We start from the raw sequence: 12,080 nt of genomic DNA on the forward strand, positions 1-12,080 counted from the left end.
ATACGGATAATACTATTTTTGAGGAGTTGAGCTTATTAATAAAGTAAACGAGCAAAAAACTAATGTTCGATTAGTTGAGAAAAACGAAGAAAATATTGAGAGAATGCTTGAAATCGATTATGATGCTTTTGATGATAACTTACTTAGTAACTGGTCTCTGGTACCTTATCTACGATATGGACACGTTTTCGGTCTCTATGCCTGTAACTCCTTGAAAGGTTTTGCTATATTTATGAAAGAGTGGGATAATCCCAGATTTGCTTATCTGGTTGAGATAGCAGTAGAGAAAGAAAGTCAAGAAAAAGGATACGGATATTATCTCTTACTACAATCTCTAACGCACCTGAAAAATAACGGATTATCCAGTGTTTTCTTAACTGTTGATCCAAACAACTTACGAGCCCGGCATATTTATTGTGACAAATTTGGATTTAAACTTGCAGAATATCGAAATAATGAATATGGACAAGGTCGTGACAGAATGTTTCTTCAGCTAAACCTTGAGAATTGGACTCCAGGTGCTAGTGAACACACCTCCCTGGAACCTGAGCCGTCAGGTGAAGGATTCATGGAGGAGTAGTTCACCCAATCTTTGCTCTTTACTCAAACTGAAAATTGCAACTTATGCCTTCAGGATCAAAACATAGATTACAGGATACGCATCTTGCTTTTTTAACCTTCCCTGATTTGAATTTCAAAACAATGTCAGGTTCGCTGATAAACACCCTGCTCATGGAAACCAGATCGGCAAATCCGTTTTCAAGCAGCTCATTAATAACCTGAAGAGACCTGATTCCACCCACAAGAATGACCGGAATATTTACTGCACTTTTTATTGCTTTAGAACAGTCCCTGAAATATGCTTCTTTGGCAGGAGTATTGATTGCGGTCCTTATAGTTACCCCACCTGCCTCACTGATTCCTCCGCTGACCTCAATTGCACAGATTCCAGCCTTTTCCAGAAGCTTTGCAATTTCTATAGCCTGGAAAATGTCAAGTCCCAGTTTAGCCTTTGAACAGCAGGGCTGAAAGCCATCGGTAGCATTCATTTTGACCAGAACAGGAAAAGAGTCACCAGCCTCTTCTTTTATGCGCCTGGCAATTTCCGTGACTATCCTTGCCCGATTTTCTATCGAACCTCCCCAGAGGTCAGTCCTCATGTTCGTATAAGGAGAAATGAAACTACTTAAAAGGAAGCCATGGGCACAGTGGAGCTGTACCCCGTCAAAGCCTGCCTTTTTTGCCCTGACAGCCGCCTTTGTAAAAGCTTCGATTACTTCCAGGATTTCCTGTTCGGTCATTTCCCTCGGCATAACTGCCGAATGTCCGTCTTTTACTCTCGAAGGAGCCATAGGAACCGGATATTCGTCCGAAACACTTGCCTGCCTGCCTCCATGAACGATCTGGAGCACGATTTTACTTCTGTACCTGTGCACCCTTTCGGTTATCTTCCTGTAGGGTTCAATAAAACGGTCATCATAAATCCCCTGCTGGTAAATATCACTCTGACCGCCCGGAAGAACATAAGAATAACCGGTTATAATCAGCCCAACCTCGTTTTTTGCAAGCTCTTCATAAAGGTCTCCGAGCCTGGAAGTTGGCGTTCCGTCTTCTTTAGCCAAAAATTCGTGAGTTGCAGACCTTACAAAGCGGTTCTGGAGTTCCAGGTTGCAGACAGTGATAGGGTCAAAAATCATGATGAAAAATAGGATAAGGAAGGGTAAATAATTATCCAGGACTCCTGGATAAAGGAAATTTTTTGTTAGGCATAAAGTTTTTTTCAACTACAGCAAGAAAGAAAAAAGGAATTTACTCAGAAAGAAGGCTCAGGCAATCTCGCTTACGAACTCAATAGGGTTATCCGGATTATTAATGATATTGATATGCAGTTTTTCTGAACCACCTAAATTAGCAGCGTAACTTGCCGTTACTCTTTGTTCAAAAGTAAATTTATTATCTAAAATAATTTTATACCTGTAGTATCCCGGTTCGACAGTTATTTCAGGCGAAAAGATTTCATCCTCAGGGTTCATTGCATAGTTTTCTTTGAATACGGAATTATTATAGAAATCAAAAAGCTCGATAGTGATTTCATGGCTTTTTTTATCACTATTTCTCAGCGAAAATTTTAATGGATCTAACGAATGATGTTTTTTAATTTCTTCCTCTCCTTCTTCACTATAATACCTCCACAGAAGATGGACAGTTTTTCCCTCATATTTCTCGTCCGTTGAAGCAATCCCATATGATTGATTGAAAAAATCTACATTAATGCAACCGTCAATTGTATCGTTTTTTACTGTGAAAAAAACACTACTTTGCGGCTTTCCGTCAATATAACCCATATAAGAGTTTACATTTGGTTTTTGAATCTCTCTTTCTTGAAGTTTAAGTTCGTAATCTTCTCCCATAAGGCTCAGATTTACGGTTCCGTTCGAGGCTAACTCCCTGAACTTTGCAGGGTTCACTATTACAGTTTCAAAACGATCGCATGATTCAGGAGCCGTGATGGAGCTGTTGCCAAGTTGTACTCCTTTAAATATGCCGTTTTCATCAATTTCTGATGTTTTTTGGATTATATTTTTGTCATCCTGAATGTTCTCATTACTGGAGCCAGAGTAAATAGAGAAACCTACAATTCCCAACAAAATTAACGTTGCAACTGCTAGAACGATAAAGCGCATAACATTACCTCAAAAGTTAATGAGTTAATACATGTATTTGTTAGAATGTTAATCAATTTATCTAACAAAATTAAAAGGGTCAGAAAAATAGAAAATATAAATTGAGAAATAGCACAGATTCAAGCGCATTTTCGTTAAAAACTCATTTGAAGACCGGTTTTCCAATTTTGAGATTTCAGCGGCATGTTCACTTCAGATAGTTACTTCTTCAAACCTCGGAGTACATTCTGCAGAAAACCTTTCTTTTCAAAATACTGCTGATGATACTCTTCAGCCATATAGAATTCCGAAACCGGCACAATATCAGTAACTATCGGGTTTTTAAAAGCTCCTGATTTTTCAAGCTTCTCTTTTGAGGCAAAAGCAGCAGCTTTTTGCTTCTCGTCATGATAAAAGATAACCGAGCGGTATTGTTTTCCGACATCAAGGCCCTGCCTGTCCTTTGTAGTAGGGTCATGGACTTTCCAGAAGACGTCAAGTAAGGTCTCATAAGACACGACCTTCGGGTCGAAAATCACCCTAACTGCTTCGGCATGCCCGGTGTCAAGGGTGCAGACCTGTTCATAAGAAGGGCGTTCAAAATGCCCTCCGCTGAAGCCAACCGCAGTTGCAACCACACCTTTAACCTGTCGGAAAGCTTCTTCAATACCCCAGAAGCAACCTGCAGCAAAGGTTGCTTTTTCCAGATCGCCTCCAGGATTTTCGAAAAAGTCTGGATTCATTTCAGCTGTATTGTTTCCTTCCACTATCTTCCCCCCATAAACAAGTTATTTCCTGCTGTATTTTCCCATCAACTCCCCTTCAGCAGTAATATGTCCTATCATTTCCTTTTCGAGTTCTTTTCGTCCTGCTCCTGCTTTAAGATCAAGATTTTTGTCCAGAGCATAGACCCTGAAGAAATACCTGTGCGTGCCTGAAGGTGGACATGGCCCTCCATATCCTATTTTCTTGAAATCATTTAAACCTTCGACCCCAGGTATACTGTCTTCTTCTATTTTCGCCATAGGTTCTATGTTCCAGACGATCCAGTGTGTGAATGTCTTTGGAGAGGCGTCAGGATCGTCTACTATGAGTACCAAACTCTCAGCCTCTTCGGGAATGCCTTCGAATTCAAGAGGCGGATTTATATTTTGCCCATCACATGTGTACTTTCCTGGAACACTACCGTTAGATGCAAACGCGCTGCTAGAAACATTTATACTTTGAATGTTCATGCTTTCATCCCCTTTACCGGTTTCGGGAGACTCCTTATTTACAGGTGCCTCAGCTTTCTTATTTTGGACACATCCCGAAATGAGAACCATTGCTGCAAACAAGAATATCAAAACAACTGCACCGGTCTTTCTATTCATATATGGCACCAGCTCCTGACAGCAGGAAAATTGCTCAACACTGAAATATTAAAGCTAAAGAGATATAACTTTAAGGCTTAAAGCTAAAGCTGCGCTATAATTAATCTCAAAAAACTTGTTCCTGCAGTAAAGTTAAGACCTGGTTTGAAGTGTATCCTCCTAATCAAATTTCAAGCGAGAAATCCGGCAGATACGAGGGTAACTCCTCCCACTAACCTCGTCGTAAAGTTTTATATCAAATTGCATCAAATTACATCAAATATTAGAAGAAAAGCCCTGCAGCCGCCTTGAGAACTACGGACTGATGCCTTGAGAGAAAAGCAAGTTCAGTCTTCCACTTCAAGAGAATTAATAATATCGTTGACTGTAAGTTCTCCTTTAGCTACGCGCTGGACAAGTGGATAGATAAATGAGCAATCATCCATTGCAGCCCAACGTGCTTCTCCTACTCGTCTTACAACTTCATCCAGTATTTCGCCACATGTCTTGCAGTATCTTCCTTCACTCTCTGCTCCACAACTTTCGCATTTCATAAAAATTCCCCTATAACCTATGGGAACGTAGGAAATAAATAAATTATGGTAATATGTGAGCATATTTGTACAGTCCGAATAAATCAGAGGCAAAAAAGGAAAATTAAGGATCTGGATAAGTAAAAATTACCTTGGGATTACTTAAAGAAATATTACAAGTATAGAAAATCCGCTAAGCTTATAGATCTAATTTTCAAATCAAACTACAGGAAATCCAATTCGTTAAAACGTATAGAGAGGCATACAGGCCTGAACTTTCCTACAGGCCTGAGTTTTCCTGCCCCTGGTTATCTTCACCAAACTTTTCCAGACCGCAATCAAGCAAGATTAGCAAGGATTTCTTCGGTTTCCTCAACCCCTGAATTCTTTAAAGTCACTTCTTCCCTTCCGCGTATCCCTAGCCCAAGTTCTATCGCCCTTCTGATCTGAGGCTGGACCCAGACTGAATGCTCTTGAATTTTCGGAACCGTACCAAGAGTTTTCAGGAGAGCAAGACCCACAGCATCATTTGCAACAACATCCGAGCTTGCCAGTACAATACCAGGCTCTCTGAGCGTTCCAAGGTCAGGGCCTCCGGCCACAAAGCACTTTGTAGCGTCCGAAATATAAAAATCAGGCTTATAAACAAGATTTGATTCGGCAATCATGCTCCCGAAAAGTTCGTCCATATGTTGGCCATGAGGAAGCTGTCTCCTATCCCGGTCTGCGGTTATGCTGATCTGCGATTTCAAGCCCATGGTAAAGGTTGCAGTCCAGTGGGTTTTGATTACAGGAAGAGCAATTACATAATCTACCGAGTCAAGAAACTCGGGAACATAAAAACCATCCTGCCAGGAGTAAGCGCCATCAGGCTTCATATGATAGCGTTTCATATGATCAAAGGTAAGGATTTCGTCTATTCCTTCTGACTCCGCAGCCTGCCAGAGCCCAAGCTTCCTGAGTACCATTTCGGTATCCAATGTGGTCATTGATTTTTCAGCAACAATTATTTTTTCAGGGCTGCATTTTCTTGCTTCCCTTATAGCTCCCTTCAGGATCTCAGGATTTGTCGAGCCAGGAGGCGGGTCTGCAGTATTTGCATTCGGCCTTATCAGTACAGTAGATCCTTTTTTAATTCCAAGCCCTCCTGCAAGCTCTACTGCGACTTTTACTGATTCCAGAGTGTCTTTGTTTCTTGAAAGACCAATAACTGCCATACTCAAAACTCCCACATAGTAATACGTAGCTGAAAATATAAAAATATAGTTAAATATATAAAAACGAAGCTTGTAAGCTCCCAAAAAAGATACAAACCAAAAAGAATAAAATAAACCAAAAAGAATAAAATAAACCAAAAAGAATAAAATAAACCAAAAAAATGAAATAAACCAAAAAGAATAAAATGAAAAATTTGTAAAATGATTCCGAGACTTTCACTCCAGGTTTATACTTCCTATGAATGATCCTGCATCACCAGCAGGAAAAGGTGAAAATTACCAGGTAAGGAGATTACTGGTTCAGTTTACACTCACACATTTCTATAAGCGCTCCTTCTCCAATCCTTGACCCGCGTGCAATAAGCATATCTCCTGCCTGAACAATCGTGTTACCTTTCGGAGCATAGACCCAGCGGTCAGCTCTTTTTATTGCCATTACATGCAGTCCGGTCTCAGTTTCAAGCTTCAATTCAAAGAAAGTCTTTCCGACTATAGGAGAGCATTTCTCGACCTGGAGCCTGGTTATAACCTCTTCGGAATTCCTGACTGCGAGGGTGATAATGGGATGGAGTTCGATATCTCTTAGTACAGTATCTGCAATTCCGTAAGCAGCATCGGAAATAGCTTCAGAGGCACTTGCAAGGTGAAGGATTCCCCTGAGCATGTTCACATCTTCAAAATGTTTTGCGGTTTCAAGCACCCAGTGCTGGAGTTCGTATTTCATAGAATCCATTTCGGACTCCAGGGCACTAACCTCATATGCAATATCCTCGTTGTCAAAAAGAATAGCAGAGTATGCAAGCCCTACCGAGAGTTCGGACATATTCTTCATATCTACTATAATATCCACGGCATGTTCAAGATCTTTTAAAATTTTATTGTGCTCGATTTCCCTTGGTACGAATTTCCTTGTCGTTGCCATCTCGAAAAACAGTGTGACTCCTTCATCATGCCCTCTGGCAATCAATACATCTCCTTGCCGAAGGCGAGTTTCCTTGTCAGGGTCATAAATCCAATCCTCGTTTCTCCTGATAGCAATAATCCACATGCCTGTCTCGAGATCAAGTTCAAGATCGCCAAGCGTACGTCCTGACATTGGAGATTCTGCAGCAACCGTTGCCCTTACAATGGTTTCTTCCGCTTCCCTGAGAGCAACTTTCAGTTCCATCGGAATTCCCATGTTCATAAGAACTATCTTGGCAATATCGCCTGCGGCGTTAGCGATGTTTTCCGAGCACGCAGCAACCTGTAAAACTCCAAGGAGGCCTTCGGCCTCGTCAACCCTGCGTGTGCTTAACATCGCGACCATCTTAATTTGGTAATCGAGAGTATCCATCTTATCTTCAAGATTGAGTACCTCTTCTGCAACGTCCTCATCATCGTAAACCATTGCAGAGTATGCAAGGTCTACCATGAGTTCGGAAGTGTCCTTCATCTCAGTCAAAAGATCCTTGAGGTTCTTAGGACTGTATCTGAATTCTTTAGGGAACATAGTCTCTAGATCAACTCTACCTTGTGCTGGTGTGTATGAGTATGTACTTAATAGTAATTATTAATTATTAATTTTTGATTAATCAGGTTTTAAGAACCTGACTGGAATATAATAGATCAGATAATAACGGTAGTAAGTATTGTAGTAAATAATGGCAGTAAATATTGTAGTTAAATAATGGCAGTAAATGTTGGTAGTAAATGATGGTACCAAATAATGGTAGTGATATGGCAGTAAATATTGGTAGTGATATGGCAGTAAATATTGGTAGTGATATGGCAGTAAATATTGGTAGTGATAATGGTTTAGTAAACAATGGTAGTAAAACTGTTTTATAAAAACATTACTTATAAAATATTCAGTATGTACAGGGCCATGAAAATTCCTGTAACTCCAACGAGGTCTCCAAGGCTTGCTATGAAAGGAATGACCGTATCATCCGGGTCCATTCCGAACCTATGAGAAACAAAGGCAATGGCTACTGTTGCAGAGTACACAACTGCAAGTTCTATGATAACGGCAATAAGGCTGATTTCAAGAATGGTGAGAAAAGGCATCCCGTACCCCAGGAAACTGCTTGCCAGAAAGACCAGTATGCTGACAGAAATTGAAGAAACAAACCCTACGATTGAAGCCGCAATAACACTATTGTGTACAACCGGGTTACTTCTTAGATTATCTCCAAGCCCCATGTGGAAAGCCGATGAAAGCCTGGCCCCAAGCATGCTTCCTGTATCCCCTCCGATTTTGATAAGGGAAGGGATAAGAATCAGTATTGCTGGCATAGATATCAAATTTTTTTCTCTTGAATTAAGAAGCTGCCCTACAAGAATTCCCATTACACATGTTATTATAAGTACCGGCAGCCCTCGCTGAATGATACCGTTAATTGTGTAGTAAGGAGTCTGGTGCCCTGTTTTCCTCAAAACATCACCACCAATTTTGCAGAGAGGAAAAGCATGAGCATGGAAACGATATCCCCGATAGTTGCAATCGAAGGCGTAACAACATTATCAGGATCAAAACCAAACCTGAACATTCCTACAGCCAGCAGAGCTGCAACAAAAGAGAGAATCACCCCGGATGTAAAAGCTGAAATCACGCAGATAAGAGTAAGTTTAAAAACACCTGCACTTTCGAAGCCCAGAGCAAGGGTTACATAGTGCCCGAGAATCCCGAGAATAAAAGCGGTAATAACACTCAGGATCAGGGAACCTGAGATGTTGTTCATGAGTTCCGGGTTATGCCTGTCAAGATCCGTAATCAGTCCCAGGTGAATTGCACTGCCAAGCCTGGAACCAAGGGTCGAGGAAATATTTCCCCTGAGCCCGAGTACTCCTGGATAAATTACAAGCAGTCCAGGGATCATCCCAAGTTCATCGGTCATCCCGGAAAGTATAATCCCTGCAGCCACGCCCCCTACAGTAGCAATAAGTTCAAAAGGCAGCGCCTCACGTACTATTGACGAAACACTCGCGTATTCGCTCAGGTATTTTTCAATATACTGGGACTCGAAAAGGTCTTCGTCCCTGTGAGACTCTGAGGGCATGCGCTTGTATTACACACTAATAATATTAAAATAATCGCTAACTTCTGAAAAAGAAGGCCTGTCCAAAAATTATAAGTTTAAGATTCCATTAATTGAAAACAGAAAATTAAAGATTAGTGACGCTTAAATTACCCTATTAAATTTTGATTTCCAGAAAAAATTAATAATTTGCAACCTTTACATGATACTCAACTGGCAATAGATAATGGTTAGAGTTATCTGTCCAGGGTGTTCAAAGATTTTTGAAATGATTCGATGCGTTTACGGACAAGCATCGCATAGTCTTCTTCTGAGAGATTCAAATCATCTACTTTTGTTATTCCCCGAGATACAGAAACTAAAACACCGGAAGAATTTTGGCGGCGGAGGAAGCGAATATCTTCGGCCTTTCCACCTTGTGGCCCTATGCCTGGTGCCAGGATGACCGAATCAGGCATCAGGTTGCGAAGCCTTTTCCCATCTTCGGGGAAAGTTGCTCCAATAACAGCGCCAACAGAACCCAGTCCTGTTTTCCCTTGCGTTTCTGCAGCCCAGTCCGCTACAAGCTTCGCAATGCGGTCAGAAACGCGAGTTCCGTCGACGATTTTGTCTTGCAACCATCCAGAGCCCGGATTTGATGTTTTGACGAGAACAAAAAGACCTTTACCATATTTACGCGCGCAGTCGATAAAAGGTTCCAATGTATCTGGCCCCAGGAATGGATTAACGACCAAACAATCAACCTCAAGATTTGAAACGGAGCCAGCCTCCGCAGGGGTCAAATATGCACGGGCATATGCTGCTGCCGTGGTTCCAATGTCACCTCGTTTTGCGTCGAGAATAACCCCCATATTTCTTTTTTTGGCAAGAGCGATTCCCTGTGCCAGAACATCAATACCCTTTGAACCGAAAGCTTCGAAAAAAGCAGACTGAAATTTGACAAAGCCAACTTGATCTGCCGCTACGTCAAGGAGAAATAAAACGTATTTTTCCAAAATTTCCGTTGCAGACCTATCGGCTTTTTTAAAAAAGAGCGGAATATCCTCGAGAACAGGATCAACACCCAGAACAAGCTCACCATATGATTTTGTTTGTTCCGTAACAAAATCTCCCCAATGCATGCTCATATCCATCAACCTTTCTCTTTGAAGAATCCAGAGGCGTTTATTAACTACATCCTTATAAGTTCAAAAGATAGCGCCTCACGTACTATTGGACGAAACACTCGCGTATTCGCTCAGGTGTTTTTCAACATACTGGGACTCGAAAAGGTCTTCGTCCCTGTGAGACTCTGAGGGCATGCGCTTGTATTATACACTGATAATATTAAAATAATCGCCAATTTTAGAAAACAGGTAAACATTGACTTTTATATTAAGGTTATGATTTGAAAAATCATTTTCGATTAATTCTTAATTTCTTTAATCTAGGAAAACAAAAATAGAAAATATATTATAGAATATGCCTTCATATTCATATACCATTGAATAAATTTACATTAGAGGCGTTTAATGTGGATTTTATCGACCAAGTAAAGTTTCTAGCTGCAAAGATTCCGAGTTTATCTGCAAATATAAAAACTGAAGAAGCAACGAAAAATGCCCTAGTGATGCCTCTTCTTAATATTCTTGGGTACAATGTCTTTGATCCTACAGAGGTAGTACCTGAATTTACAACCGATTACGGCACAAAGAAAGGTGAAAAGGTAGACTATGCTGTTTTTCAAGATGGAAAACCAGTTATACTGATCGAGTGTAAGAATATAGATGCCGATTTGGATACGGTTCATGCGTCTCAATTGTTTCGGTACTTTACCGTAAGTGAAGCAAAAATAGGAATTCTTACAAATGGGATTGTATATCGTTTTTTTACTGATATTGATGCTCCAAATAAAATGGATGAAAAAGCTTTCCTAGAAATTAATCTGTTAGATATCAAAGAACCTTTAATTAACGAATTAAAGAGATTTAAAAAGGAATCATTTAACGCTGATGATTTAGCATCTATAGCTTGTGATTTGAAATATACTAAGGAAATAAAACTAATTCTTGCTAATGAAATTAATAATCCATCTGAAGAGTTTGTTAAATTTTTCGCTAAGAAAGTAAAGGATGGAGTTTTCACTCAGAGTGTAAAGGAGAAATTTACTAACATCACAAGAAATGCTCTCAATCAGTTCATCAACGATAGAATAAACGAAAGATTGAAATTTGCAATGACTAACACTGTTAACTCTACTCCAACAGATGATGATATCGAGAATCCTCCAAATGAATTTGAAAATACTATTCAAGACGAAATTGTGACAACTGAAGATGAATTGCAAGGTTATTATATTGTAAAATCCATTCTTTGTGAAAATCTGGATATAAAAAGAGTTTATATTCGAGATAAGAAAAATTATTGTGGCATTTTGTTGGATGACAACAATAGAAAACCTATCTGTCGGCTCTATTTCAATTCCAAAAAGAAATACTTGGGTTTGTTTACCGATAATAAAAATGAAGAAAAAGTAGCAATTGAGGACTTAAATGACATCTATAACTATGCGGAAAAACTGAAGGTGACAGTCAACAACTATGACAATAAAAATACAGAAGGAGCGCTTCCTAAATATCAAATTGCAGGCGACCACTCACCCTAAGCTGGCTGTCCAACAATTACTTTAAGTAATTATTAAATTCCTTCTTTTTAGAGAGAAAGGTTTTATATGCCGTATATTTCGCATGTTTTTGTTCTGAAATTGAATTTTCGGATATACTCTTAAGAGGTATTCATGACCTCTTGTGCTTTCAATATAATAAACTAAAAGAGTAGAGGACCAAAATAAGTTATACCGCTTTTTCGGTTTTCGGAAAAAAGATAAATAACTTGCAGCCGTTACGGATATAGGTATCAATATGGTAATAGGAGTCACAATGATAAACGTGCTGCCAGGTTATGAAAAGGCAGCATATCGAGAATTGAAAAACATCGAGGGGATTAAGGATGTTTACCATGTTTTTGGGGAGTATGACTTTGTAATAATAATAGACGTTGAAGACCTTAATATCCTGAACGATGTGGTAGATAGAATAAGGGAAAGCGAAACCGTAACAGCTACCAAGACAATCGTTGGAGCAGAACTTTAAGTTATCAGGATTCAAAACCAGCACAAACTTGTCAGGATAAAACAGACGGAATGACAAAACTGAAGCAACATATTTTTTATTAGATCCTGGATTTCTACCTTAACCTTTTATTAAGACCTAAACTGTCTTGAGTTCTTTTTTTAAAGTATTTTTTAAAACCTAAA

General features: G+C 39.7%; 14 protein-coding genes. 4 read left to right on the forward strand and 10 right to left on the reverse strand.

Features of this window, described 5'->3' with window-relative positions; all coding sequences use genetic code 11:
* Positions 1 to 103 precede the first annotated feature (103 nt).
* A complete protein-coding gene (locus tag MSBR3_RS06550) occupies positions 104 to 580 on the forward strand; it encodes a GNAT family N-acetyltransferase (RefSeq protein ID WP_048107213.1) in 477 nt (158 codons plus the stop codon).
* A 19-nt stretch (positions 581 to 599) separates the two neighbouring features.
* Here MSBR3_RS06550 and MSBR3_RS06555 read toward each other — a convergent pair whose 3' ends face one another.
* The 7 genes from MSBR3_RS06555 to MSBR3_RS06585 form a co-directional block, all read right to left on the reverse strand.
* Entirely contained in the window at positions 600 to 1,697 is a 1,098-nt protein-coding gene (locus MSBR3_RS06555) for an NADH:flavin oxidoreductase (RefSeq protein WP_048107214.1), read from the reverse strand.
* Between the two features lie 129 nt (positions 1,698 to 1,826).
* On the reverse strand, positions 1,827 to 2,684 hold the full coding sequence (locus MSBR3_RS06560; RefSeq protein WP_048107215.1) for a hypothetical protein: 858 nt from the start codon (positions 2,682 to 2,684) through the stop codon (positions 1,827 to 1,829).
* A 200-nt stretch (positions 2,685 to 2,884) separates the two neighbouring features.
* Positions 2,885 to 3,406 (reverse strand): peptide-methionine (S)-S-oxide reductase MsrA, encoded by a 522-nt coding sequence (gene msrA / locus MSBR3_RS06565; RefSeq protein WP_196297052.1) that lies wholly within the window; start codon positions 3,404 to 3,406, stop codon positions 2,885 to 2,887.
* Positions 3,407 to 3,451: 45 nt separating this feature from the next.
* The gene (locus MSBR3_RS06570) at positions 3,452 to 4,036 is read right to left on the reverse strand and encodes a YbhB/YbcL family Raf kinase inhibitor-like protein (protein WP_048107216.1); all 585 of its coding nucleotides are present in this window, start codon (positions 4,034 to 4,036) and stop codon (positions 3,452 to 3,454) included.
* Between the two features lie 326 nt (positions 4,037 to 4,362).
* Positions 4,363 to 4,569 carry a hypothetical protein gene (locus tag MSBR3_RS06575; RefSeq protein ID WP_048107217.1) on the reverse strand — a complete coding sequence of 69 codons (207 nt, stop codon included), beginning with the start codon at positions 4,567 to 4,569 and terminating at the stop codon, positions 4,363 to 4,365.
* Between the two features lie 317 nt (positions 4,570 to 4,886).
* Positions 4,887 to 5,765 (reverse strand): DUF362 domain-containing protein, encoded by an 879-nt coding sequence (locus tag MSBR3_RS06580; protein WP_048107218.1) that lies wholly within the window; start codon positions 5,763 to 5,765, stop codon positions 4,887 to 4,889.
* A 292-nt stretch (positions 5,766 to 6,057) separates the two neighbouring features.
* Positions 6,058 to 7,257, reverse strand: coding sequence for a potassium channel family protein (locus MSBR3_RS06585; protein ID WP_048107219.1), 1,200 nt, complete (start codon positions 7,255 to 7,257; stop codon positions 6,058 to 6,060).
* Between the two features lie 200 nt (positions 7,258 to 7,457).
* Here MSBR3_RS06585 and MSBR3_RS20120 point away from each other — a divergent pair, with 200 nt between their 5' ends.
* Positions 7,458 to 7,595 (forward strand): hypothetical protein, encoded by a 138-nt coding sequence (locus MSBR3_RS20120; RefSeq protein WP_155396745.1) that lies wholly within the window; start codon positions 7,458 to 7,460, stop codon positions 7,593 to 7,595.
* A 9-nt stretch (positions 7,596 to 7,604) separates the two neighbouring features.
* Here MSBR3_RS20120 and MSBR3_RS06590 read toward each other — a convergent pair whose 3' ends face one another.
* The 3 genes from MSBR3_RS06590 to pyrF all read right to left on the reverse strand — a co-directional run bounded on the left by MSBR3_RS06590 (position 7,605) and on the right by pyrF (position 9,918).
* Entirely contained in the window at positions 7,605 to 8,183 is a 579-nt protein-coding gene (locus MSBR3_RS06590) for a magnesium transporter (RefSeq protein ID WP_196297020.1), read from the reverse strand.
* Positions 8,180 to 8,806: a magnesium transporter gene (locus tag MSBR3_RS06595; protein ID WP_048107220.1), complete on the reverse strand. Its 627-nt coding sequence runs from the start codon at positions 8,804 to 8,806 to the stop codon at positions 8,180 to 8,182. Before MSBR3_RS06595 ends, MSBR3_RS06590 begins: the two co-directional genes overlap by 4 nt.
* Before the next feature lie 215 nt (positions 8,807 to 9,021).
* Positions 9,022 to 9,918 (reverse strand): orotidine-5'-phosphate decarboxylase, encoded by an 897-nt coding sequence (gene pyrF / locus MSBR3_RS06600; RefSeq protein ID WP_230627901.1) that lies wholly within the window; start codon positions 9,916 to 9,918, stop codon positions 9,022 to 9,024.
* Between the two features lie 380 nt (positions 9,919 to 10,298).
* Between pyrF and MSBR3_RS06605 the strand changes: the two genes are divergently transcribed.
* Positions 10,299 to 11,429: a type I restriction endonuclease gene (locus tag MSBR3_RS06605; protein ID WP_048107221.1), complete on the forward strand. Its 1,131-nt coding sequence runs from the start codon at positions 10,299 to 10,301 to the stop codon at positions 11,427 to 11,429.
* A 256-nt stretch (positions 11,430 to 11,685) separates the two neighbouring features.
* Positions 11,686 to 11,916 carry an Lrp/AsnC ligand binding domain-containing protein gene (locus MSBR3_RS06610; RefSeq protein ID WP_048107222.1) on the forward strand — a complete coding sequence of 77 codons (231 nt, stop codon included), beginning with the start codon at positions 11,686 to 11,688 and terminating at the stop codon, positions 11,914 to 11,916.
* Positions 11,917 to 12,080: the final 164 nt, after the last annotated feature.

The sequence above is a fragment of the Methanosarcina barkeri 3 genome (assembly GCF_000970305.1).
GTDB classification, from domain to species: domain Archaea; phylum Halobacteriota; class Methanosarcinia; order Methanosarcinales; family Methanosarcinaceae; genus Methanosarcina; species Methanosarcina barkeri_A.

What these genes read in the sequence shown, in the direction of transcription:
- MSBR3_RS06550 (WP_048107213.1), top strand. Translation starts at nt 104, where the DNA reads ATGCTTGAAATCGATTATGATGCTTTTGATGATAACTTACTTAGTAAC.
- MSBR3_RS06555 (WP_048107214.1), bottom strand. Translation starts at nt 1,697, where the DNA reads ATGATTTTTGACCCTATCACTGTCTGCAACCTGGAACTCCAGAACCGC.
- MSBR3_RS06560 (WP_048107215.1), bottom strand. Translation starts at nt 2,684, where the DNA reads ATGCGCTTTATCGTTCTAGCAGTTGCAACGTTAATTTTGTTGGGAATT.
- msrA (WP_196297052.1), bottom strand. Translation starts at nt 3,406, where the DNA reads ATGAATCCAGACTTTTTCGAAAATCCTGGAGGCGATCTGGAAAAAGCA.
- MSBR3_RS06570 (WP_048107216.1), bottom strand. Translation starts at nt 4,036, where the DNA reads ATGAATAGAAAGACCGGTGCAGTTGTTTTGATATTCTTGTTTGCAGCA.
- MSBR3_RS06575 (WP_048107217.1), bottom strand. Translation starts at nt 4,569, where the DNA reads ATGAAATGCGAAAGTTGTGGAGCAGAGAGTGAAGGAAGATACTGCAAG.
- MSBR3_RS06580 (WP_048107218.1), bottom strand. Translation starts at nt 5,765, where the DNA reads ATGGCAGTTATTGGTCTTTCAAGAAACAAAGACACTCTGGAATCAGTA.
- MSBR3_RS06585 (WP_048107219.1), bottom strand. Translation starts at nt 7,257, where the DNA reads ATGTTCCCTAAAGAATTCAGATACAGTCCTAAGAACCTCAAGGATCTT.
- MSBR3_RS20120 (WP_155396745.1), top strand. Translation starts at nt 7,458, where the DNA reads ATGATGGTACCAAATAATGGTAGTGATATGGCAGTAAATATTGGTAGT.
- MSBR3_RS06595 (WP_048107220.1), bottom strand. Translation starts at nt 8,806, where the DNA reads ATGCCCTCAGAGTCTCACAGGGACGAAGACCTTTTCGAGTCCCAGTAT.
- pyrF (WP_230627901.1), bottom strand. Translation starts at nt 9,918, where the DNA reads ATGGATATGAGCATGCATTGGGGAGATTTTGTTACGGAACAAACAAAA.
- MSBR3_RS06610 (WP_048107222.1), top strand. Translation starts at nt 11,686, where the DNA reads ATGGTAATAGGAGTCACAATGATAAACGTGCTGCCAGGTTATGAAAAG.